This is a genomic window from Marinococcus sp. LNHM5E3-2.1, assembly GCF_056034365.1.
In genome coordinates this window covers 77,408-99,202 of sequence record NZ_JBQLIB010000011.1, presented here as the reverse complement: position 1 = coordinate 99,202, position 21,795 = coordinate 77,408, and the positions used below count along the sequence as shown (strand labels likewise).

Annotated in this window: 19 protein-coding genes; 15 read left to right on the top strand and 4 right to left on the bottom strand. The window is 49.0% G+C overall.

Annotation, left to right across the window (positions count from 1 at the left end; translation table 11 throughout):
* Nucleotides 1–184 precede the first annotated feature (184 nt).
* The 3 genes from ACTRXH_RS12600 to ACTRXH_RS12590 all read left to right on the top strand — a co-directional run bounded on the left by ACTRXH_RS12600 (nucleotide 185) and on the right by ACTRXH_RS12590 (nucleotide 2,579).
* Nucleotides 185–829: a DUF4396 domain-containing protein gene (locus ACTRXH_RS12600; RefSeq protein ID WP_474261058.1), complete on the top strand. Its 645-nt coding sequence runs from the start codon at nucleotides 185–187 to the stop codon at nucleotides 827–829.
* A 122-nt stretch (nucleotides 830–951) separates the two neighbouring features.
* Entirely contained in the window at nucleotides 952–1,872 is a 921-nt protein-coding gene (locus ACTRXH_RS12595) for a DMT family transporter (RefSeq protein WP_474261059.1), read from the top strand.
* 50 nt (nucleotides 1,873–1,922) lie between these two features.
* On the top strand, nucleotides 1,923–2,579 hold the full coding sequence (locus ACTRXH_RS12590; protein WP_474282416.1) for an MOSC domain-containing protein: 657 nt from the start codon (nucleotides 1,923–1,925) through the stop codon (nucleotides 2,577–2,579).
* Nucleotides 2,580–2,596: 17 nt separating this feature from the next.
* On the opposite strand, the gene fdhD is transcribed toward ACTRXH_RS12590, so the two are convergent.
* From fdhD to ACTRXH_RS12575, 3 genes are all read right to left on the bottom strand, one after another.
* Nucleotides 2,597–3,409 carry a formate dehydrogenase accessory sulfurtransferase FdhD gene (gene fdhD, locus ACTRXH_RS12585; RefSeq protein WP_474282414.1) on the bottom strand — a complete coding sequence of 271 codons (813 nt, stop codon included), beginning with the start codon at nucleotides 3,407–3,409 and terminating at the stop codon, nucleotides 2,597–2,599.
* A gap of 147 nt (nucleotides 3,410–3,556) precedes the next feature.
* Entirely contained in the window at nucleotides 3,557–4,996 is a 1,440-nt protein-coding gene (locus tag ACTRXH_RS12580; protein ID WP_474261062.1) for an alanine/glycine:cation symporter family protein, read from the bottom strand.
* Nucleotides 4,997–5,101: 105 nt separating this feature from the next.
* On the bottom strand, nucleotides 5,102–5,626 hold the full coding sequence (locus ACTRXH_RS12575; protein ID WP_474282412.1) for a sigma-70 family RNA polymerase sigma factor: 525 nt from the start codon (nucleotides 5,624–5,626) through the stop codon (nucleotides 5,102–5,104).
* A gap of 156 nt (nucleotides 5,627–5,782) precedes the next feature.
* Here ACTRXH_RS12575 and ACTRXH_RS12570 point away from each other — a divergent pair, with 156 nt between their 5' ends.
* The 5 genes from ACTRXH_RS12570 to ACTRXH_RS12550 all read left to right on the top strand — a co-directional run bounded on the left by ACTRXH_RS12570 (nucleotide 5,783) and on the right by ACTRXH_RS12550 (nucleotide 11,657).
* Complete coding sequence (locus tag ACTRXH_RS12570; RefSeq protein ID WP_474261064.1) at nucleotides 5,783–6,901, top strand: glycerol dehydrogenase; 1,119 nt, start codon at nucleotides 5,783–5,785, stop codon at nucleotides 6,899–6,901.
* 141 nt (nucleotides 6,902–7,042) lie between these two features.
* Complete coding sequence (locus ACTRXH_RS12565) at nucleotides 7,043–7,879, top strand: PRD domain-containing protein (protein ID WP_474261065.1); 837 nt, start codon at nucleotides 7,043–7,045, stop codon at nucleotides 7,877–7,879.
* A 207-nt stretch (nucleotides 7,880–8,086) separates the two neighbouring features.
* Nucleotides 8,087–9,526 carry a sucrose-specific PTS transporter subunit IIBC gene (locus ACTRXH_RS12560; protein WP_474282410.1) on the top strand — a complete coding sequence of 480 codons (1,440 nt, stop codon included), beginning with the start codon at nucleotides 8,087–8,089 and terminating at the stop codon, nucleotides 9,524–9,526.
* Nucleotides 9,527–9,536: 10 nt separating this feature from the next.
* Nucleotides 9,537–10,976, top strand: coding sequence for a glycoside hydrolase family 32 protein (locus ACTRXH_RS12555; RefSeq protein WP_474282408.1), 1,440 nt, complete (start codon nucleotides 9,537–9,539; stop codon nucleotides 10,974–10,976).
* Nucleotides 10,977–11,057: 81 nt separating this feature from the next.
* Nucleotides 11,058–11,657: a short chain dehydrogenase gene (locus ACTRXH_RS12550; RefSeq protein WP_474261068.1), complete on the top strand. Its 600-nt coding sequence runs from the start codon at nucleotides 11,058–11,060 to the stop codon at nucleotides 11,655–11,657.
* Between the two features lie 46 nt (nucleotides 11,658–11,703).
* On the opposite strand, the gene ACTRXH_RS12545 is transcribed toward ACTRXH_RS12550, so the two are convergent.
* Entirely contained in the window at nucleotides 11,704–12,330 is a 627-nt protein-coding gene (locus ACTRXH_RS12545) for a uracil-DNA glycosylase (RefSeq protein ID WP_474282406.1), read from the bottom strand.
* A 103-nt stretch (nucleotides 12,331–12,433) separates the two neighbouring features.
* On the opposite strand from ACTRXH_RS12545, the gene ACTRXH_RS12540 reads away from it, so the two are divergent.
* From ACTRXH_RS12540 to ACTRXH_RS12510, 7 genes are all read left to right on the top strand, one after another.
* Entirely contained in the window at nucleotides 12,434–13,582 is a 1,149-nt protein-coding gene (locus ACTRXH_RS12540) for a M14 family metallopeptidase (protein ID WP_474282404.1), read from the top strand.
* A gap of 239 nt (nucleotides 13,583–13,821) precedes the next feature.
* Nucleotides 13,822–14,688 carry a BglG family transcription antiterminator LicT gene (gene licT, locus ACTRXH_RS12535; RefSeq protein WP_474261071.1) on the top strand — a complete coding sequence of 289 codons (867 nt, stop codon included), beginning with the start codon at nucleotides 13,822–13,824 and terminating at the stop codon, nucleotides 14,686–14,688.
* A gap of 126 nt (nucleotides 14,689–14,814) precedes the next feature.
* Nucleotides 14,815–16,716, top strand: a complete 1,902-nt coding sequence (locus tag ACTRXH_RS12530; protein WP_474261072.1) for a beta-glucoside-specific PTS transporter subunit IIABC — start codon at nucleotides 14,815–14,817, stop codon at nucleotides 16,714–16,716.
* A 20-nt stretch (nucleotides 16,717–16,736) separates the two neighbouring features.
* Nucleotides 16,737–18,200, top strand: coding sequence for a glycoside hydrolase family 1 protein (locus ACTRXH_RS12525; RefSeq protein WP_474282402.1), 1,464 nt, complete (start codon nucleotides 16,737–16,739; stop codon nucleotides 18,198–18,200).
* Nucleotides 18,201–18,353: 153 nt separating this feature from the next.
* Nucleotides 18,354–19,460 (top strand): threonine synthase, encoded by a 1,107-nt coding sequence (locus ACTRXH_RS12520; RefSeq protein WP_474282400.1) that lies wholly within the window; start codon nucleotides 18,354–18,356, stop codon nucleotides 19,458–19,460.
* A 234-nt stretch (nucleotides 19,461–19,694) separates the two neighbouring features.
* The gene (locus ACTRXH_RS12515; protein WP_474282398.1) at nucleotides 19,695–20,825 is read left to right on the top strand and encodes an NAD(P)/FAD-dependent oxidoreductase; all 1,131 of its coding nucleotides are present in this window, start codon (nucleotides 19,695–19,697) and stop codon (nucleotides 20,823–20,825) included.
* Nucleotides 20,826–20,931: 106 nt separating this feature from the next.
* The gene (locus ACTRXH_RS12510) at nucleotides 20,932–21,777 is read left to right on the top strand and encodes an SDR family oxidoreductase (RefSeq protein WP_474282396.1); all 846 of its coding nucleotides are present in this window, start codon (nucleotides 20,932–20,934) and stop codon (nucleotides 21,775–21,777) included.
* Nucleotides 21,778–21,795: the final 18 nt, after the last annotated feature.

Below are 21,795 nucleotides of genomic sequence, written 5' to 3'. Positions count from 1 at the left end.
GCACCAGCCAAAAAAGAACGTGGATCGAACGATCCACGAACAAACATGACGCTTTTATTTTGTTTCTCAACAATCTGGAGAAGGCTTTCCGAAATGGAAAGCCTTCTTTATGTATTGCAGATGTGTAAAATATACGTATGCGGGGTATCATTGTCCATGAAACAAAAAGAAAGGGGGCAATATGATGGATACGATTTCTATTGTTGCTGTTGTTTCATTGGCAGCTGCCTTTATTTCTACGGCAATCGTGATCGTGGATGTCCGGAGAAATCCGCAGCCAATGATGGTTATGAATATTGTATGGCCGCTGACCGTGCTGTATTCGGGACCACTGGGACTGTTTTTCTATTATTATATCGGACGTAAAGGGCATGGTGATAAGCCGATGTGGCAGTCAACGGTCGCCTCCACCAGTCATTGCGGCGCCGGATGTGCGCTTGGAGATATTATAGGTATTCCCATCGTTGTGGCTTTAGGGTGGACGATTGCAGGAACCAGGCTGTTCGCTGACTATATCGTGGAATTTATACTGGCCTATACGTTCGGGATTTTCTTTCAGCTGGCGTCTATCCTGCCGATGAATGAACAGATGAGCAAAAGCCATGGCATCAAACAAGCCGCCAAAGCGGATACACTCTCGCTTGTTGCTTATCAGATCGGTATGTTTGGTTTTATGGCTTTAGTTCATTTTGTGTTCTTTGCGGCTCCGCCAAGCCCGGCCGGCCCAACATTCTGGTTTATGATGCAGATTGCGATGGTTATCGGATTTTTAACCAGCTATCCGGTGAACTGGTGGCTCGTCGACAAAGGCATCAAGCACGCGATGTAAACAGAAGCAGAAGGCTGTATGGTCTTCTGCTTTTTTTATGCAGATTTTGTCAGCTGAGACGGGGGATATGATAAGCTTAATTCATATAAATAATGCAGCGAAACATAAAAGGAGAGAGAGTCATGCCGGCACGGTTAGCGTATCTGCTAGTCCTGGCAGGGGCAGCATTGTGGGGCACAACGGGGCTGTTTGTGCAAAACTTATATACATATGGATTCACACCATGGGAGGTCGTAGGCATCCGTCTGATTTTTTCAGCGGTTATTATTACCCTGTTTTTGAGTATTGTGGAGAGAAGTCTGCTTCGCATCCGTTGGCAGGATCTGCCGCTGTTTGTCGGCACTGGTATTATCAGTATTGCTTTTTTTAACTTTTTCTTCTTCTCGGTGATGGAGGTGTCCGGCATCTCTCTTGCGGTAGTGATGCTTTACACGGGGCCGTTGTTTGTGGCCGTTATTGCCAGGTTTGTTTTTAAGGAAACGCTGACGACAGGGAAAATAGCGGCGCTTGTGATTATGATTACCGGGTGCATGTACGCGGTCGGACTGATCCCTCTTGGGTCGGACAGTGTCGCCGCAGCGGCCGTTTTGTTCGGTGTTGCTTCTGGTTTCTTTTACGCGCTCTACAGCATTTTTGGAAAGTTTTTAAGTGGCCGGTATCATCCGCTTACGATCACGACCTATTCCATGATCCTCGGCGGCCTGTTTTTACTGCCTGCGAGCCGCCTGTGGGAAAAGGCGGAGGCTTTTACAGAGCCGGGTGTATGGTGGAACGGCATTGGGCTTGCTGTGGCAGCTACAACGATAGCTTATGTAGCATATACAGCCGGTCTGGCCCATGTGGAATCATCAAGGGCTTCCATCCTTTCGATTATCGAGCCGGTGGTGGCGATCGTCATCGGTGTAGCTGTTTTTGGTGATTCCTTCACGCTCTGGCAGACCTTCGGCATTGTGCTCGTCTTTGTGGCAATTATTGCTACGGTTTACGGGGATACGCTGCTCGGCAAAATGCTGGGGAAAGCATCCTTAAACCGTCAGTCTTAAATAATAAGCTGAGAAAGAATCTAAATATACTACACGAGGAGGTACAGTGTATGAACATACGGGTAATGGAATGGTTTACGGGAAAGCCGGAAGACATATCAGCCGAAAAAGAAAAGCCAGTATTTTCGGCTATTAATAAAACAAAACGATCCGAAGATTCCCTGTATTTATCGGAGACCGGCCTGGATGGAGATGAGCAGGCAGACAAAAAGAGCCACGGGGGCCCGGAGAAAGCAGTTTGTGTGTATCCGTGGGAGCATTACGCGTACTGGAGCAGAACGCTCGAGGACGCTCTTCCGCACGGAGGGTTTGGGGAAAACCTGACGGTTCAGAACGGTGTCGAGGAGGATGTGATGATCGGCGACGTTTTCCGCTGGGGAGAAGCAGTTGTGGAAATCAGCCAGCCGCGGGAGCCCTGCTATAAAATTGCGAAACGCCACGGCATCAAAAAGCTGCCCCTCTATGTTCGTGACACCAGTTATTCCGGCTATTACATGCGGGTGCGCCAGGCAGGAACCATAGAAAAAAATCAGCCGCTGCACCTCGAAACGAGAACCACGTCCTTAAGTGTTGCTAGCGTGAACCGGATCACCTACCATTCAGAAGATCCGGCCGAAGTTGAAGAAGCGCTGGAGTGTGCCGCTCTTTCAGAAGAATGGAAAAAGTCCCTGTATAAAAAGCTGGATAAACTGAAAAATAAGCACTGAGCCATAAAGGCCAGTGCTTATTTTGTCGCAGAAGGGACGTCGGCGCTGATTCGTTCAGCATGGGCATAAACGTTAAAGGTAGAGCCGCGGATAAACCCGACAGCCGTGATATTTAAATCATCTGCAAGGCGGATTGCAAGGTTTGTCGGAGCGGATTTGGATAAAATAATGCCCATGCCCATTTTGGCTGCTTTAGTCAGCACCTCGGAGCTTAAGCGCCCGCTGAAAACAAGTACTTTGTCGCGTACCTGGATGCCGTTCATCAGACAGTACCCGTACAGCTTATCGAGCGCGTTGTGCCGGCCAATGTCAGAGCGGTCAACGATAATGCCGTCTGTATTGCAAATGGCAGCATTATGGACTCCGCCGGTGTTCTTAAACACGACGCTGTTGTCCTGCATTTCCTTCATAAAACCAAGACACTGCTCAGGTGTGAGCGTGCGTTTGGTAACAGCTGTTTTCGCTGTCTGGACATCGCTTTGAAAATAAAACTGGCGGCTTTTGCCACAGCAGGAACCAATCACCCGCTTTGAGTAAAAAGAAGCTTCCTTTACCCGGTTGGAGTTGATGGAAACGTAGGCAAAGCCCAGGTCATCGTCAAGAGAAACCGATTCAATCTCCCGGTAAAATAAGATGACTCCTTCAGATGCGAGAAACCCGACGACGAGCTCCTCAACGTGGGTGGGGGTGCATACAAGTGTTGCGAACTCTTCATCGTTTACGACAATCGTCATCGGCTTTTCCAGGGCAACCTGGTCTTCTGCTGTGTAAAGTCCCTCTTCCGGCGAATAGGAGACGATAGGCTGAAGGGCGGTGGAACGGTCCGGCATATTGGTACCCCTTTCAAAACCCGTGCCCGGCACGAGGTATAGTTTATAACATTATATTTTTATCGTACCACGTAACACGGTATATACAGAAAAAAATGCACAAAAAACCTGCATCTTCTAAAAAGATGCAGGCTGGATGGAACAGAATTACCGTTTTTTGCCCCAGACTTTTAAATTTTTCAGTCCCGGTATGCTGTCATTGTAAAAGACCGGATCAATGCCCTGTCTACGCTGATCCATGTAGTTTTTGAGGGCAGCGGCAGCTATATGACCGAGCAGCGCGATCGCTATAAGGTTGACGACTGCCATTAAGCCCATAAACAGGTCTGCCATCGCCCACACAAGCTCGAGGCCGCTGGCTGCTCCAAGAAGAACGAACAGCAGGAAGCAGACACGGAAAATTTGGACGTATCTGCGTTTTGGAGAGATGAATTCCACGTTTACTTCCCCGTAGTAATAGTTCCCGAGCAGGGAGCTGAAAGCAAAGAAGAAAATGGCAAGAGACACAAATGTCTGTGCCCAGTCCCCTAAGTGAAAGGCGAGTGCCTGCTGGGTCAGCTGGATGCCTTCAATATTTGCCCCGGCATCAGCGTACGTACCGGAAAGCAGAATGATGAACGCTGTCGCGCTGCATATAATAAGCGTATCCGTCAGAACACCAAGAGACTGAACGAGTCCCTGCTTGACCGGGTGGCTTACATACGTTGTTGCGGCCGCGTTCGGTGCACTACCCATACCGGCTTCGTTGGAGAAGAGCCCGCGCTGGATACCAAGCATGAGAGCACCGCCAATTGTGCCTCCGGCGACCTCACGAATTCCGAAGGCCTGACCGAAAATAAGACCGAATACCTGCGGTACGTCTGCGATGTTAATAATCATAATGATAACGGCTACAATTACATACAGCGAAGCAAAAATTGGCACAATAATTTCGGCTACGACAGCGATACGCCGGACCCCGCCGTAAATAATAACGCCAATTAAAAGCATAATGGCGATCCCGACATAAACTGTTGGAATATTATAAGCACCGTTGAACGCCTGGGCGATCGTGTTGGTTTGCACGCCATTGAAAATAAAACCAAAACAAAGGGTAATCAAAACAGCGAAAATAATACCGAGCCAGCGGGCGTTCAATGCCTGCTCCATATAATAGGCCGGGCCGCCGCGGAAGCCGTCTTTATCCTTTACTTTATACATCTGTGCAAGCGTACTTTCCACAAACCCGGTAGCAGCACCGATAATAGCGATGACCCACATCCAGAAGATTGCACCAGGACCGCCGGCACTGATGGCAAGGGCTACCCCGGCAAGGTTCCCGGTACCGACACGGGCAGCGGTACTGATCGCAAATGCCTGAAACGCTGTAGTACCCTTGCGTTCCCTAAAGCCTGAGCGATCAGTGCCCTCTTTAAATAAAAGTACAACCATCTCTTTGAGCAGCCTGAACTGCACAAAGCCGGTGCGGATGGTGAAATAAACGCCTAAAATAAGTAAGAGTGCGATTAGCAGGTAACTCCAGATCACGTCACTGAGAGACCCTACAAGGTTATAAAACCATGTATCAGCTGTTAACCAATTTCCCATATGTATCCTCCTTCAATTAAGGTTGCATCTATTATACATTTTTCAGAGGCGCTCGGACACTGTTTTCAAGGAATTCCTGTAAAGGAATACAAGAAAAAACATAAATTACTTATCAATGGATGCCACGCAGTTTTCCAAATGTGTTTTTAGGATGCGCAGGGATTTTTGTTTGATTTTAGAAACGGCCTGCTGGGACACGTTCATCGTCCGGGCTGTCTCCGCCGTTGTCGCTCCTTCAACAAACAAAGCGTATAACACCGCTTGCTCCTTCTCAGGCCGCTGTTGAATAATTTCATAAAGCTCCGGATTTTCAATATGTCCGGAAAGTTTGACGGAAAAGCTCCGGGCCTGATCTGCAAAAGAAACAGCGGGAAGGAGCGTCTGAGGCGTTTCTTCCCCTGTATCAACAGCAAGTGGAAACCGGTCCCGTTGCTTTCTTTCCCGCTTATCATAGTGAACCGCTGCCCAGTAAATTGTTTTTTGCATGAAGACCCGCTTTTTCACATCGAGAAAAAAGGTGCGGAAGGCCTCATCGAGCTTGTCTGTATACCCGTGTTCCCAGAAGTATTGATGGTCGGAGAAGTCTAAAAATTGCTGAATGAGCTTTTGCTGATGAAAGGTCGCGGTCAATATGGATTCCTCCTTGTATGTTATATGTATAAAAGGCATCTTCTGTTAAAAATGACAACCTTTATACGAACATAAGTTCGCTTTTTAATGATGAGTAAAAATCTTACATAAGGGAATAATGTTGAAGAGTGGAAAATTGAACCTGGAGGAATGAAAATGGGAAACAAAGTATTTATCAGTCCGAGTAAATATGTGCAGGGAGTCGACGTTGTGGATGAGGTAGGCGCCTATGTTAAAGAAATGGGCAGTAAAGCAATTGTGATTGCAGACGAATTTGTATGGGACCTGGCCGGCAACAGAGTAGTCGACAGCCTCAAGCAGCAGAGTATAGAAGCCGTAAACATTACCTTTAACGGGGAAGCCTCCACCGGGGAAATTAACCGGATTACCGAAGAAGCCCAATCGGCTGGAGCAGAAATGATTGTGGCTGTAGGAGGCGGTAAGACGCTCGATACAGCAAAAGGGGTACGTGACCAGATTCCTGATGCCTACTGCGTCATCGTTCCGACGACGGCTTCCACAGACGCCCCGACGAGCGCCCTTTCCGTTATCTATTCGGACGAGGGTGTGTTCGAATCGTACCGCTTTTACTCGAAAAATCCAGATTTAATCGTCATGGATTCCAAAATCATCGCCGGCGCCCCGCCCCGTTTTCTCGCGTCCGGGATAGCAGATGCGATGGCCACATGGGTGGAAGCGCGCATGGCTATTCAGGCGAACGCCAACGCAATGTCCGGCGGACTTTCCACGATTGCTGGCGCAGCAATTGCGGAAAAGTGTGAAGAAACGCTGTTTCAATATGGACTCCTCGCCTATGAATCCAACAAAAGACAGATTGTCACCCATGCCCTTGAACAGATTGTCGAAGCAAATACGCTTTTGAGCGGTCTTGGATTTGAAAGTGGCGGCCTTGCGCTTGCTCATGCGATTCATAACGGATTTACCGTTCTCGACGGGGACGTGCATCACATGACGCACGGGGAAAAAGTAGCCTTTGGCACGCTGAGCCAGCTGACACTTGAGAACCGCTCGAAAGAGGAATTCGAAAAGTACGTGGATCTGTATTACCGCCTGGAGCTGCCGATCACTCTGGATGATCTTCATCTTGGAGACGCGTCGGAGGAAGAATTGATGAAGGTGGCGGAAGCGGCCTTAACTGAAGGAGAAAGCAGCCATAATATGCCGTTTGCGCTGACTCCTTACGACGTGGTAAGCGCCATGCAGGCAGCTGATCAGTACTCGAAAGCGTATAAAAAAGAACACGGCCTGAAATAAATTTATCTGCACGTTCATGAAGCCGCCGGGTTATACGACCGGCGGCTTTTTGTGTTATCTTTTCGGAGAAAGACAGGTTTACGCTCCACGTGAAATCTCGGCCGGAGGGTGATATAGTATCGAAGGAGAGGAGGCCGGTGCATGAAGATCCTGCGTGTACTGAACAATAATGCGGTAGTCGTCCATCACGGAGACCGTGAGAAGATCGTTTTTGGTGCGGGAATTGGGTTTCAAAAAGGTAAAAACGATCCCGTTAACCAGAAGAAAATAGAAAAGATATTCAGCATGGAAGAAGAAACGCCAAAATTTGAGCAGCTTTTGAAGACTCTTCCGATTGAAGTTATTGAAGTCGGGGAAGAAATTATCAGCTACGCGGAGGGCGAAATGCATCTGCCCCTCAGCGATCACATCCATATTTCCATCATTGATCACCTGGCGTTTGCGCTCGAACGTATTAAGCAGGGGTTTAAAATAGAAAATAAGCTGCTTCATGAAATTAAGGCGCTTTATCAGGAGGAGTACAGCATCGGCGTTTGGGCCATTCAGAAGATCAAAAAAGATCTGGGCGTCGAGCTGCCGGAGGACGAGGCAGGCCATATTGCACTGCATCTGCATACGGCGAAGCTGCAGACCGGATCAATGGAGGAGACGATGCACAGAACCTCATTGATCCAGGAGCTGATTCAAATTGTGGAAGACCGTGCCGGGCTCGAGCTTGCGGATCGCGGTATGTCATATCACCGGCTCGTCGTTCATTTAAATTTCGCCCTTTCGAGAGCAGAGGACGGAAAAGTGTTTGATGACATGGACCCCGAGATGCTCGAGCTGATTCAGACGAAATATGAGAAGGCCTATACTGTCGCGTACGAGCTGGCCGATTACGTTAAACAGGAGGCAGGTCTTCCATTTCCCCTGCCGGAAATCGGCTATATTGCGCTTCATATTCAACGCATTTTATCGAATCAGTCGATTTCATAAATTTGAAAAGAAAGCGTTGACATAAATCTTTTCATTTTGTATACTTTTCGTACATTACACATATCGGGAGTTGTTACTGCTTCGAGCAGGCAAGACCCAAAATGAGGACAGGAAACGTGTATCCTAGGCACACGTTTACCCTTCTCGTTTTGGGTCTTTTTTATGTTTAAAAACAGCTTCCGTTACTTTAGGGGAGGGAATGTCCGAATGGATCATAAACAAATAGCAAAAGAACTTGTACCGCTCCTTGGCGGAAAAGATAATGTTATCAGCGCCAGCCACTGCGCTACAAGGCTCCGGCTGGTCATCGACGATGAAAGCAAAATCGATAAGCAGGAAATTGAAGACCTGGAAGGCGTAAAGGGAGCTTTTTCAAGCTCCGGACAGTTTCAGATTATTTTTGGCACAGGTACGGTTAATAAGGTGTTTCAGCCATTTGCAGAGGAAATTGGTCTCGATGACGAATCCGCAGAGCATAAACAAAAACAAATGGATCATAATGAAGCTGTAAAAAAGAAAATGAATCCGGTATCACGATTTGCGAAGGTGCTATCCAATATTTTCGTGCCGATCATTCCGGCTATTGTAGCCGCCGGTATGCTGATGGGTCTTTTGAATTTGATGAACCGCTTCGGCTGGGCGGACGGCGACAGCTCGTTATACATTCTGCTTGATATGTTCTCCTCGGCTGCCTTTATTATTCTCCCGATTTTAATTGGCTACAGTGCGGCACGTGAATTCGGCGGTAATACGTACTTAGGGGCTGTTGTCGGCGGGATTATGACCCACCCGACGCTTTTGAACCCGTGGGGGCTGCAGGAGGGCGGCGTTGAGCCGGAAATGCTCAATTTCGCCGGCATGAATATCGAACTGCTCGGCTATCAGGGTACGGTTATTCCGGTGCTGCTGACTGTGTATGTCATGTGCTGGCTCGAAAAGCTGTTCCGTAAATTTGTACCTAATATGGTGGATTTGCTCGTAACTCCATTTTTAACGATCATGACGACAGGATTTGTAGCACTAATGGTCGTCGGCCCGCTAGGCCGTCTGCTCGGAGAAGGCGTAACTACGTCGCTGTCATTTTTGTATGATTCGGGTGCCGGTTTTGCCGGACTCGTTTTTGGCGGCCTGTATTCGTTGATTGTTTTAACCGGTGTGCACCACAGCTTTCACGCGATCGAGGCAGAAATTCTCGGCCAGGTCGGTTTCAACTACCTGCTCCCTATATGGGCGATGGCTAACGTAGCTCAGGGCGGAGCCGGGCTTGCCGTATGGGTGAAAACGAAGAGCAAAAAAATGAAAGAAATCGCTGGACCGTCAGCATTCGCTGCCTTTCTTGGCATCACAGAGCCAGTCATTTTCGGGGTAAACCTCCGCTACCGCCGGCCATTTATCGGGGCTGCAATTGGCGGTGCTCTTGGCGGCGCGTACGTGACAATTACCAATGTCACAGCAAATGGCATTGGGGTGACCGGCCTGCCGATGTTTGCGATTGCAAACGATCCGGTTAACTACGCAATCGGTTTACTGGTCGCTGTTGGCGGCGCATTTACCGCGGCATGGCTGCTCGGCTGGCAGGAAGAAGAACAGCAGCCGAAGAAAGAAAAAACAAACACAGAAAAAGACAGTGAGGAAAAAGCTGTATAAGGAGGAAGCAATGAAAGAGGAGCAGGCGCTTCGAAAGGAAGCAGAACAAATAGTACAAACAGTTGAAGCGGCTGGCCCCTTTCGACAGCAGTTTCACCTGATGCCTCCAGCAGGATTAATGAATGATCCGAACGGTCTTGTGCAGTGGCAGGGAGTGTACCATGTGTTTTACCAGTGGATGCCGTTTCACACCGGTCACGGCAGCAAATGGTGGGGGCATGCGGCGACGCGGGACTGGGTCCATTGGGAGCTTCTGCCCCCGGCACTTGCACCAGTGCACGATTTTGAGAAAAACGGCTGCTATTCCGGCAGTGCGGTAGCGCATGAGGGCCTTCTATACTTGTTTTATACAGGAAATGTCAAAGACGAACACGGGAACCGGACGAGCTATCAGTGTGTTGCAGTCTCAAGTGACGGAGTGGAGTTTGAAAAGCACGGCCCGGTGATTTATCAGCCGGAAGGGTACACTGCTCACGTCCGTGATCCAAAAGTATGGTTTGAGGCGGATTTTTGGTGGCTCGTGATCGGTGCCCAGCGCCTTGACCTGGAAGGACAGATACTGCTGTACCGTTCGGCGGACCTGTGGGAGTGGGAATATTTAGGACCACTTGCCGGAAAAGGCGTTACGTTGGATGCCTCCTTTGGCTACATGTGGGAATGCCCGGACTTTTTTGAACTGGACGGCTCTCGGGTACTGCTCATCTCTCCTCAGGGACTTGAAGCAGAAGCGTATCGGTATCAGAATCAGTATCAGACCGGTATTTTTGCCGGCGAATTCTCCCCGGAATTGGGCACGTTTTCCCATGGCAGGTTTCGTGAAATTGACCTCGGTTTTGAATTTTACGCCCCGCAGACGTTTCTGGATGAACGGGGTCGGCGTCTGATGATTGGCTGGATGGGAGTGCCGGACCAGCAGGAACAGGCGCAGCCGACGATTGTCGATGGCTGGGTTCACTGTCTGACGGTCCCCCGGGAGCTGACAATGAAAAACGGGCACCTGTACCAGCAGCCAATTAAAGAGTACCGGCAGCTGCGGGAAGAGCACGCATCCGCGGTCGTTGCTGTGAATAATGAGGCGGTAGTATGGCAGTCATGGAATGCCGCAGTGGCAGAGGTTTATCTGGATGTGGAGGAGGATAAAAGCTGGACCGTTTCCTGGCGCCGTTATTTTCATATTTCCTATAATGCCCGGGAGCAGACGATTACCTTTGAACGGCCGGACCTGGAGACGGGCGCTCTGGTCCGCCGTACGGGCCGGGTAAACAGCGTGCGTTCGATTCGCTGCCTGTTTGACCGTTCCTCTGCAGAAGTGTTTGTGAACGACGGGGAATATGTCTCGACCTCCCGCCTGTTCCCGGAGCAGGAAGAAGGGGAGCTCCAATTTTCAGCTGAAACACCTGCAGTCTTTCATGTCGATGCATGGGAGCTTCAGTCTCTGCAATGGGAATGATGAAACGTCCTGTGTTTGTAAGACGGAAAAAAGTGGAACAATAAGCGTAGAGAAACTTTGGAGACAGAAAGGAAGATTTTCATGCGCATATTGTTAGTCGGGGCTTCAGGTACGATCGGAAGTGCCGTATACGAACGCTTAAAAGACGAACACGACATTCTTTGTGCCGGGCGAAATGGCCGGGACGTGCAGGTGGATATTACGGACGAAGACAGCATCCGACAGATGTATGAGTCCACCGGCCGCGTGGATGCAGTCATTACGGCCTCAGGAAGCGCCGGCTTTGCCCCGCTCACTGAGCTGACTCCAGAAAAGAACCAGACAGCAATCAACAGTAAAATGAAGGGCCAGATCAACCTGGTGCTGCTCGGTATTCCATACGTGAACGACGGCGGCAGCTTCACGCTCACATCCGGCGTCATGATGGACGATCCGATTCCTCAGGGAACGTCCGCTGCGATGGCGAATGGTGCCGTAAAAGGCTTCGTCACCTCTGCGGCTATTGAACTGCCGAGAGGCATCCGGATTAACAATATCAGTCCGAACCTGTTGAGCGAATCGGCAGAAAAGCTTGGCGGCTTTTTCCGCGGCTTTGATCCCGTGCCGGGAGATAAAGTTTCCCTTGCATATCAGAAAAGCGTTGAAGGCCAGCAGACCGGCCAGACGTACGAAGTCTACTAATAAAAAGCTCTGGAGCACAGACATTCATCTGTACTCCGGAGCTTTTTCAGGTGCGAAGCGCGTGGGCGGCGAGTGTGTTCAGGTAGTCCTTCATTGTCTGTTCGAGGCTTCGGTTATACAGAATCGCGGCCGGATGATAGATCGGAAAAATATTGTAATTTTTCTTCGTCCAAATGTACGAGTTGGCCTCTTCATCCCATTGCTGTACTGGAGACGTCTGAATTCTGCCGGTCACATCACCGAGTCTGGGGCTTTTTCCGAGCAGCCGCTGGTAGGCGATTTTGCCCATCGGCACAAGCCACTCGGGCTGTACCTGGGATATTTCATAATCCAATACAGGCGCATGGGCCTGTATTTCTTTCTGGTTTGGCGTCCGGTTGTATTTCCGGCGCACCCCGGCCTTCGTTTGTCCCCATTTAAACGGACGGCTTCGCACGGCGCTTGTAACATAAATATCGTCCCGTTTAATGTTCAAGTCGTCGAGATACGAGTCAAAAATGACGCCCGCTCTGCCGCTGAAGGGGATGCCGTTATGAATTTCGGTCTCGCCTGGAGCTTCCCCGACAAACATAATTGTGGCATCAGCCGGTCCGGCGCCCGGCAGAAATCCTTCACAGGCAAATGGTTCAATGCGTTCGTTGGCGAGTTGTACTAAAGAAGAAGGCAGCTGCATAGTTATCATCCTTTTTATGGTTTCTTTTGCCGCTAATAGGTTTGTACCCGAATTGGCGAGGAATAATGAGCGTAAGACCAATTTTGATGAGGGAGGCAGCAAAATGAAACCGTCCGATCAATATTTTTTCCCTACGTACGAAGAAGCAAGAAGGGCTTTCCGGAAAAGAAGCGCAGACGTGGCAGCAGTCTGGCCGGAGGCCTCGCTGACCCAGTACGCTGTCGGAGAGCCGGAAAACAATAACACTACCGATATTATTGCAGCGGACGCCAAATATCATTCAAATACGCTGATTGTAGTCACCACTGGCGTGCACGGAATTGAAGGCTACGCAGGGTCGGCGCTTCTGCAGCTGTTTATCGATGAGTATATAACGCAGCTGAATCCGAATACAACGGGGATACGTCTCGTTCATGCCGTAAATCCATGGGGGATGAAAAACCGGCGGCGGGTGAGTGAAAACAACGTGGACCTGAACCGTAATTTTATGAAGGATTGGAACAATGTTCCTGCTTCACTGAACAAGCGATTTGAAAAGGAAAAGAAGCACTTTGTGCCGGAGGGACCGGTGAAAAGCTGGAAAAAACAGCGGTGGAATCTATTAAACTCTCTCGGGGCAAAGGTGTTTAAGCGAGGCGTATCCGGGCTGGAAAAAGCAGCAACGATGGGACAGTACCAGTATCCAACCGGTATTTTTTACGGCGGAGCAGCTTATGAAGAGCCGGTGGAAAAGCTCCTGTCGTGTATGGATGAGTGGGTAAAGGAATACGAAACGGTCGTCCATATTGACATTCATACCGGGCTGGGGCCTTCCGAACAGCTGTGGCTGCAGGTGCCGCATTCAGACCCGCGCAAGGAAAAGCAGCTCCAGAAGCAGTTTGGGCATCCTGAGGTAAACGATGTGCAAAAAACAGATGTGCGGGAAATCAAAGGAGAGGACGCAGAATACGTGAAGGATGTCTACAGCCGAAGACATCCGGATAAGTATATCTTCTCCTGCCTGCTGGAGTTCGGCACAATCGGCAACCGGCTGCCGGATCAGATGAGAGCGCTCGATATTGTCGTGCACGAAAACCAGTACTACTGGTACGGGGCAAAAAAAGAAGCAGATGCCCGTGAACTGCAGAAGGAATTTCATCAGCTCTTCGACCCGCCCGAGGAAAGCTGGAGACAGGCAGTGCTGAAAAAGGGCAAAGCCGGTTTTAATCTCGTGCTTGAAAAAGAAGCGGGGGTGCAGCTCGTTAAAAAATAGCCGCCAGCTGCGACGAAAATCTAAAGTCCCGGTTGTTATTTAGGAAATAAGTATTGACCCCGGCCACTGCCTGTGATAAAAATAGATATATATAGAAAACGTTTACAAAAGAATATTCCCTTAAATTAGGATTGTTACTGATGAAGCAGGCAAAACCTAAACTCCGCGCCGTTCTGGTAGAATGGTGTGTGTGAGTTTAGGTTTTTTTATTGGACTATTCAGGCAAAGGGCGAGGAGATATGCAGATAAAAAAAGTCTTCAATAACAATGTAGTTCTGACGGAAAACCGCCACGGAAAAGAAATGGTAGTGATGGGAAAAGGTTTGGCGTTTCAGCGCAAAGCCGGGGAAACGGTCGATCAGGAGCAGGTGGAGAAAACGTTTGTGCTTGAAAATGAAAACGTCTCCGACCAGCTGGCTGAGCTTCTGGCAGATGTGCCCGAAACCTACCTGTCGATTGCAGAACAGATTATTTCCCTGGCTAAAGAGGATCTTGGTGTAAAGCTTGATGATTACTTATACGTGGCACTGACGGATCATTTAAGCTTTGCGATCCGCCGCTATGAACAGGGAATGTCGCTGCAGAATACACTCGCCTGGGAAATCAGGAAGTATTACCGTAAAGAATTTGCTGTCGCTTTAAAAGCACTGAACATTATTGAAGCAGAAACCGGCCACCGGCTTGATGAGCACGAAGCAGCTTCGATTACGCTGCATCTCGTGAACAGCCAAATGTCCGGTGAAGGCCTCGAAGAAGTTGTAGAAACTGTAGGCATCGTTAACGATATGCTGAGTATCGTGAAATACCACTTTCAAATGGAGCTTGATGAAGATACGCTGAATTATGAACGCTTTTTAACGCATCTGCGCTTTTTTGCCTGGCGTCTCGTCCGGAAGGAGCGGCTGCAGTATGATGCCGATGATGATTTTTTATATCAGCAGGTGAAAAAGCAGTACAAAGAAGCCTTTCTGTGCAGTGAAAAAATTAAAAAATACGTCGAAAACAAATATGATTGGAGCGTATCCAACGACGAACTGATTTATTTAACGGTTCACATTCACCGGGTCGCATCCCGGCATCAACTGAATAAAAACCACTCAGAGTAGGGTTGTTACTGATGAAGCAGGCAAAACCTAAGCTGAGCAGAGTGTGGAAGGGGATTTTTCCTTTCTGTCATCTGTTCAGTTTAGGTTTTTTCTTTGCCTAAAATACTAATAAAAAGGGGTGTAGACATGAAAAAAGATTATCAGGAGCTTGGCAGAAGTGTCGTCGCCGGCGTCGGCGGCGAAGAAAACGTACAGTCGCTCGTTCACTGTGCCACACGACTTCGATTCCGGTTGAAAGACAGAGGCCAGGCAGACAAGGAGCAGGTGGAGGCGCTTGAAGGAGTTATTCAGGTCGTGGAAAGCGGCGGTCAGTTTCAGGTCGTTATCGGTAATGAAGTATCCGACGTCTACAAAGCGATCGCGAAGGACACAAAGCTTGGCGACGATGATGCCAATGCAGGAGCTTCGGAGGACAAGGGAAATGAGGGTAATTTATTTAACCGGGCGATTGATATTATTTCCGCTATTTTCACTCCAATATTGGGAGCGCTTGCAGGAGCCGGTATTCTAAAAGGGCTGGTAGCGGTGCTGCTGGCCACGGGCGTATTAACGGAGACAAGCGGGACGTACCAGGTACTGAACGCTGCTTCGGACAGCTTGTTCTACTTCCTTCCGGTGCTTTTAGCCATCACGTCTGCCCGTAAATTCGGGGCAGATCCATACGTAGCAGTGCTGATCGCCGGAGCTCTTCTGTATCCGGATTTAATCGCATTTGGGGAAGAACAGGGTGGCAGCTTTGGATTTCTCGGGATTCCGGTGCTGATGGGTAACTACGCATCGTCGGTTATTCCCATTATTTTAGCTGTTTATGTGATGTCGAAGCTGCAGGCGGTACTGAACGGCTGGCTGCATTCAAGCATCCGGATGTTTTTCACGCCGCTTCTTATTCTAGTTATTATGGTTCCGTTAACATTGATTGTTTTCGGTCCGGTTGGTACGGTAATCAGCGGCTGGCTTGCTGATGGCTATACGTCGATTTATGACGCAAGTCCAATGATTGCCGGGGCGTTTATGGGTGTGTTCTGGCAGGTGTTTGTTATTTTTGGTCTGCACTGGGGATTCGTACCAATTGGAATCAACAACTTAAGCGTGTACGGGGAGGATACGTTTTCCGCTCTGCTTGCGCCGGCTGTGTTTGCACAGGCCGGAGCAGCGTTGGGTGTTTATTTAAAATCACGCCAGCGGAAAGTAAAAGCGATCGCCGGTCCGGCTGCAATTTCCGGATTGTTCGGTATTACCGAGCCTGCAATTTACGGGGTGACGCTTCGCTATAAACGTCCGTTTATTTTAGGCGCAGCTGCCGGTGGTGTCGGCGGTGCGATTGCAGGTATTGCTAATGCCTCTGCGCTTGCGGTAGCACTGCCAAGTCTGGCTGCCCTGCCGGTATACTTCGGGGAAGGATTTGGGCTGTTTGTGGTATCGATTATCGTCGCGTTTTCCCTCGGGGCTCTCCTCACTTACCTGTTTGGCTATAAGGATGAGCTTGAAGAGAAAGCACCGGACCAACCGGAAGAAACGACTACTGACGCCCAGACTGCGAAGGAGGTAGCGGCAACGTCAACCATATCGAAGGAAAACCAGGCAGTTGCGAGCCCGCTTAAGGGCGCTGTGATTCCGCTTGAAGAAGTAAATGATGCTGCGTTTTCCTCTGGAGCCATGGGGAAAGGCATCGCTGTGATTCCGATAGAAGGAAAGCTTTATGCTCCGGCAGACGGCGAAATGTCCACCGTCTTCCCGAGTAAGCACGCCTTCGGCCTTAAAATGAATTCAGGGGCGGAGCTGCTTATGCATATCGGGCTCGATACGGTACAATTGGATGGGCAATATTTCCAGGCGAACGTGCAGCAGGGTGATACGGTCACTAAGGGACAGCTGCTTGCAGAATTTGATATTAAAGCCATACGTGAAGCAGGCTATGATTTATCCACGCCGATTATTGTTACCAACACAAACGATTATTTAGATGTGATTGGAGACAATGACGGCAACGTTGAACCAGGCGATACAATGCTTTCAATTATTCAGTAAATAGAGAAGGAGTGGACACTATGACATTTAAACCATCATTTCCAGAAGGATTCCTATGGGGTGGAGCTATCTCCGCCAACCAGGTTGAAGGAGCCTATAATAGAGACGGGAAGGGGCTCTCCACCGCAGACATTATCGAACTGATTGAACCTGAAGACCGGACGTCCATGAAGCTGCCATATCCGAGCCGGGAGGAGATTGAACATGTGCTGAAAACCGAAGAAGACCGGGTCTTTCCGAAGCGGTTCGGCATCGATTTTTATGATACGTACAAGGAAGATATTGCCCTTTTAAAGGAACTCGGGTTTAAAACGTTCCGCATTTCGATCGGTTGGGCGCGCATTTTTCCGACCGGTACTGAAACAGAGCCGAACGAAGAGGGACTGGCGTTTTATGATAATGTGTTTGATGAAATGCACAAGCACGGCATAGAGCCGCTTGTTACCCTCTCCCACTATGAAATTCCACTGCATTTGGCGACCGAATACGGCGGCTTTTACGGAAGAGAAACAGTGGATCATTTTGCCCGCTACGCCGAAACCGTGTTTGAGCGCTACAAAGGAAAGGTGAAATACTGGATCACCTTTAACGAAATTAATTCATTGATGATGGCCCCGTACGTCGGCGGCGGGCTGATTCCGGACGTAGTCCCGGAAGGCCGGAAGCTTGAAGCGATCTACCAGACAGCTCACCATCAGCTTGTGGCGAACGCAAAGGCCATTGAAGCGTGCCGGAGAATCAGTCCGGATGCACGTATCGGCTGCATGGTAATCGGCATGATCAACTATCCGAACAGTCCGCACCCGGAGGACGTGCTCGCCGCCCACCAGGACATGCGCAATACGCTTTTCTTCACTGACGTCTTTACGAAGGGCGGCTATCCGGGCTATATGACACGGGTGTTTGCAGAAAACGACATCCAGCTGAAGACGGAGCCCGGAGATGAAGAGCTGCTGCGGGAAAACACGATCGATTTTCTGCCGTTCAGCTATTACATGTCAGCGGTATCCGCGCGTGAAGAAACGACGGGAGAAAAGGCAGGGGGCAACCTGCTGACCAAGCTGAAGAACCCGTATCTTGAAGCGTCGGACTGGGGCTGGCAGATTGACCCGGTCGGCCTTCGGACGCTGCTGAACCAGCTGTATGAGCGCTACGACACACCGATGTTTATCGTGGAAAACGGCCTGGGGGCCTACGACAAGATGGAAGAGGATGGATCGGTGCATGATCCGTACCGCATCGATTACCTAAAAAGCCACATCGAACAGATGAAAGAAGCGATTGGAGACGGGGTGGAGCTGATCGGCTACACCACCTGGGGGCCGATTGACCTTGTGAGCTTTTCCACGTCCGAAATGTCCAAGCGCTACGGCTTTGTTTACGTAGACCGGGACGATTACGGAAAGGGCTCCAACAAGCGCAGCAAAAAAGACAGCTTCTACTGGTATCAAAACGTGATTCAGACGAACGGGGAAGAGCTGTAAGAAAAATCATGCATTATTAATTTGGCTGAAGCCGGGGCGGGTGCTCCGGCTTCAGCTTTTGTTGCTGGCATTGGCATTTTCGCTTAAGTGTGGGAAAGTAATGAAAAAGCAGCTTAAATTTTTCATTAAAGCATTCGAAAAGGCGGGATAGGAATGAACCAATATATTTGCAGTGAGTGTGAACAGATTCACCCGATCACCCTCACTATCTGGAAATGCCCGGTATGCGGAGGAGTGCTGGATCTCTTAAGAGAAACACCTTCCGTAAATTCGGAGGTGTGGGAAAGCTATCCATTATCCATCTGGAGGTACGCAGAAACGATGCCGTTTTCGAAGGAAACTCGGCCATGGGAAGCCGTGTCTATGGGAGAAGGCCAGACCCCGCTGCTTCCTTTATCACCCGGAGATCCTGAGGTATACGTTAAAGTGGACTACATGATGCCAACGTTGTCGTTTAAAGACCGTGGCGCGGTGGCGTTGATAACAAAAGCAAAAGAGCTGGGCGCGGAGAAAGTAATCGCGGACAGCAGCGGGAACGCCGGCACCGCCATGGCTGCCTATGCCGCCCGGGCAGGTATTGCCTGTGACGTATACGTAAGTGCTGGGACGTCGCCGAAAAAGATCGATCAAATCAGTGCACACGGAGCCCGTATTCGAAAAATCCAGGGGACTCGGGAAGAGGTGGCCGCAGCCGCCCAGCAGGCAGTCGAACAGGAGCAGGTATTTTATGCGAGCCATGTATATAACCCGTATTTTTTTGAAGGCACCAAATCATATGCGTATGAAATATATGAACAGCTCGGACGTGCGCCTGAAACCGTGATTGTTCCCGTAGGTAACGGGACACTGCTTTTAGGAGCTTACTACGGTTTTCACGAGCTGCTGACAAATAATCTGATTGATCAGATGCCTAAAATCGTGGCAGTGCAGGCTGACAACTGCGCCCCGCTCGTCCAGGCTTATGAAAAGGGAGCTGAAATAGCGGAGCCGACTGCTGCGAAATCCACACTCGCGGAAGGGATTGCCATCGCAGCGCCGGCGCGCTCGGCACAAATTCTGCAGGCTGTTCGTCAAACAGATGGGACGTTCATCCGGATTCCGGAAGAAAAAATATTAAGCGCAAGGAAAGCTCTGGCCAGCAAAGGGTTTTATGTAGAAGTTACCTCGGCCATTAACTATGCGGGATATCTTCAGTACCAGAGAGAAGAAAGCGAAACGGTAATTATCCCCCTCTGCGGAGCAGGGATCAAATCATCGTAATAGGATTTATGCTGAACATTTCTGAAGAAAACAATTTACGCAAACAGTATAAGAGTGACTGAGAAATTGCATTCGTAATAATTTTGAAGCTGCGTGCTTTTGTTTTTCATTAGACACATATTTTTGCTGCTATAAAGACAGATGAGTTGCCAATTGTTTTTCGCGGTGGATAGAATAAGCGTATAACTCGTTTTCCGGCATTGTGAATATGCTTCCCGAAGAGGAGTGAGGGAGATGATTGATTTTTTGATTATTGGTGGCGGTATTGTTGGTACGGCACTTGCGCATGAGCTTTCCCATTACCGGGGACGAACGGTGGTTCTTGAAAAAGGACTTACGCTCTCCGGCGTCCAGTCGACGCATAACAGCGCGCTTGTCCATCCCCCTGCAATGATGCCCGCTGCCAAAGGAAAAATGAAGTCTGAGCTTGGCAGAAACGGAAGCCGCCTTCACCGGATATTAGCGGAGCGCTTTGACGTTCCCGTTTTTCAACACGGAGCGATCGCAACGGCACGCACGGATGAAGAGCTTGGAAAACTACATTGGCTGAAGCGGCAGAGTGAGGCAGAGGGTGTTCATACGATCACCATTTTAAGCAGGGAAGAAATGCTTGAGCGGGAACCAAAGCTGCACCCAGAGCTTAAAGGCGGCCTGTTTATGCCCGAAGCCATGAGTGCAGACACTGCTGTGCTCACGGATAGACTCGCATCTAATGCCCGCCTTAACGGGGCGGAAATTCATACGAATACCGGGATTATCGATCTGCGTAGAACAGAAACAGGATTTGAAGTGGAAACGAAAGAGGGAATCGTTTTTCAAAGCCGGTTTGTGATTAATGCTGCCGGAGCCGCCGCTGCTTCCGTTGCCGGCATGATTGAGGATCGCGTGCCGTTTGAGCCGGTTCCGAGGCGCGGAGAATATATGGTGCTCGGAAAACAGGCTTCGGGATTTATTAATCACATCATTTATCCGCCGCCCACAAGCCGGACGAAGGGTATTCTGATCATTCCCCAGCCGGACGGAACAATCCGTCTCGGTCCGACAGATATAAAACAAAACAGCTTTCGCTTTGCTCTTCCGACAAAAGAAGGAATGGAGCAGATTCAAAACGAAGTCAACATGCTTGCAACAGGCATTCCTTATGAATTCACGGAGCGCCATTATGCCGGTATACGCTCGAGCATTACCGAGCCGGATTTTTACATCCGTTCCTCGGAGAAGGATCCGAGGCTGATTCATCTGGCGGGGCTGGACTCCCCGGGGGTAACTGCCTCTCCCGCGATTGCATCATATGTCGTATCCGATATTATTCAAAATATCGAATCAGTGGAACGAAAAACCGATCCTGATCTGACGGGGTACTGATGGTGGCGGGGCTGTGGTTTTTGAAAAGGCTTACGGCCTTAAAATAAAGATTTCAAAGTACCGTAGGTGACTGTGATAATGACTTGTCTAAAGGAAAGGGATGGTCATGAAGGTTTTAGTGACAGGTTTTACAGGAAAGGTTGGATTTGAAGCTGCTCAAAAGCTTACGAATAATAATATTCCTTTTGTGGGTGCTGTGCGGAATCCCGAAAAAGCTAAAGCGGAATTTGGTGATGGTTATGAATTTGTAACGCTTGATTTTTCAAAGCCTGATACATTTGATGGAGCTCTTAGCCAGGTGGATCGTATATTTTTAATGTATCCCCCGGGAGATAATCTGCAATTTGGCAGCTTTTTAGAACAGGCTAAAAAGCATGGCATTCAGCATATTTCTTATTTATCGTTAAAGGATGTGCAGTTTATGCCATTTATTCACCACTATAAAATGGAGAAATTAATAAAAAAATCAGGCATTCCTTATACATTTGTGCGCGCGGGTTATTTTATGCAGAACTTGAACGATTTTTTGTGTGAAGAAATTAAAGAAAGGCATCGTATTTTTGTGCCGGCCGGCAATGGGAAAACGAGCTTTGTGGATACAAGAGATCTGGCTGAAATATCAGTCAAAGCATTAATGCATCCTGCGAAACACCGGAATACAAGCTATGTCATCACAGGCGGGGAAGCTCTCAATTTTTATGAGGTAGCAAACATTATGACGGATATTTTAGATGTTGATATTGAATATGCTGATCCGTCGGTAAAAGAGTTCAAACAATTTATGAAAAAAATGAACGTAGATGATGATTTTATCAATGTGGTCATTGGCATTCACTTTCCCACGAAGCTGGGATTCGCAAAAGGAATTACGCATGATTATCAGAAAGTAACAGCGAAAGAGCCCACAGATATAAAGGTGTATATTAATGATTTTAAAAGCAGTTGGATATAGGAAAACCCACCCCCGGCA

Bases quoted from the DNA above. Each gene is read 5' to 3' on its own strand.
- ACTRXH_RS12530 (WP_474261072.1), top strand. From the start codon at position 14,815: ATGAAAAAAGATTATCAGGAGCTTGGCAGAAGTGTCGTCGCCGGCGTC.
- ACTRXH_RS12545 (WP_474282406.1), bottom strand. From the start codon at position 12,330: ATGCAGCTGCCTTCTTCTTTAGTACAACTCGCCAACGAACGCATTGAA.
- ACTRXH_RS12510 (WP_474282396.1), top strand. From the start codon at position 20,932: ATGAAGGTTTTAGTGACAGGTTTTACAGGAAAGGTTGGATTTGAAGCT.
- ACTRXH_RS12590 (WP_474282416.1), top strand. From the start codon at position 1,923: ATGAACATACGGGTAATGGAATGGTTTACGGGAAAGCCGGAAGACATA.
- ACTRXH_RS12580 (WP_474261062.1), bottom strand. From the start codon at position 4,996: ATGGGAAATTGGTTAACAGCTGATACATGGTTTTATAACCTTGTAGGG.
- ACTRXH_RS12550 (WP_474261068.1), top strand. From the start codon at position 11,058: ATGCGCATATTGTTAGTCGGGGCTTCAGGTACGATCGGAAGTGCCGTA.
- ACTRXH_RS12570 (WP_474261064.1), top strand. From the start codon at position 5,783: ATGGGAAACAAAGTATTTATCAGTCCGAGTAAATATGTGCAGGGAGTC.
- ACTRXH_RS12600 (WP_474261058.1), top strand. From the start codon at position 185: ATGGATACGATTTCTATTGTTGCTGTTGTTTCATTGGCAGCTGCCTTT.
- ACTRXH_RS12525 (WP_474282402.1), top strand. From the start codon at position 16,737: ATGACATTTAAACCATCATTTCCAGAAGGATTCCTATGGGGTGGAGCT.
- ACTRXH_RS12555 (WP_474282408.1), top strand. From the start codon at position 9,537: ATGAAAGAGGAGCAGGCGCTTCGAAAGGAAGCAGAACAAATAGTACAA.
- ACTRXH_RS12540 (WP_474282404.1), top strand. From the start codon at position 12,434: ATGAAACCGTCCGATCAATATTTTTTCCCTACGTACGAAGAAGCAAGA.
- fdhD (WP_474282414.1), bottom strand. From the start codon at position 3,409: ATGCCGGACCGTTCCACCGCCCTTCAGCCTATCGTCTCCTATTCGCCG.
- licT (WP_474261071.1), top strand. From the start codon at position 13,822: ATGCAGATAAAAAAAGTCTTCAATAACAATGTAGTTCTGACGGAAAAC.
- ACTRXH_RS12520 (WP_474282400.1), top strand. From the start codon at position 18,354: ATGAACCAATATATTTGCAGTGAGTGTGAACAGATTCACCCGATCACC.
- ACTRXH_RS12560 (WP_474282410.1), top strand. From the start codon at position 8,087: ATGGATCATAAACAAATAGCAAAAGAACTTGTACCGCTCCTTGGCGGA.
- ACTRXH_RS12515 (WP_474282398.1), top strand. From the start codon at position 19,695: ATGATTGATTTTTTGATTATTGGTGGCGGTATTGTTGGTACGGCACTT.
- ACTRXH_RS12565 (WP_474261065.1), top strand. From the start codon at position 7,043: ATGAAGATCCTGCGTGTACTGAACAATAATGCGGTAGTCGTCCATCAC.
- ACTRXH_RS12595 (WP_474261059.1), top strand. From the start codon at position 952: ATGCCGGCACGGTTAGCGTATCTGCTAGTCCTGGCAGGGGCAGCATTG.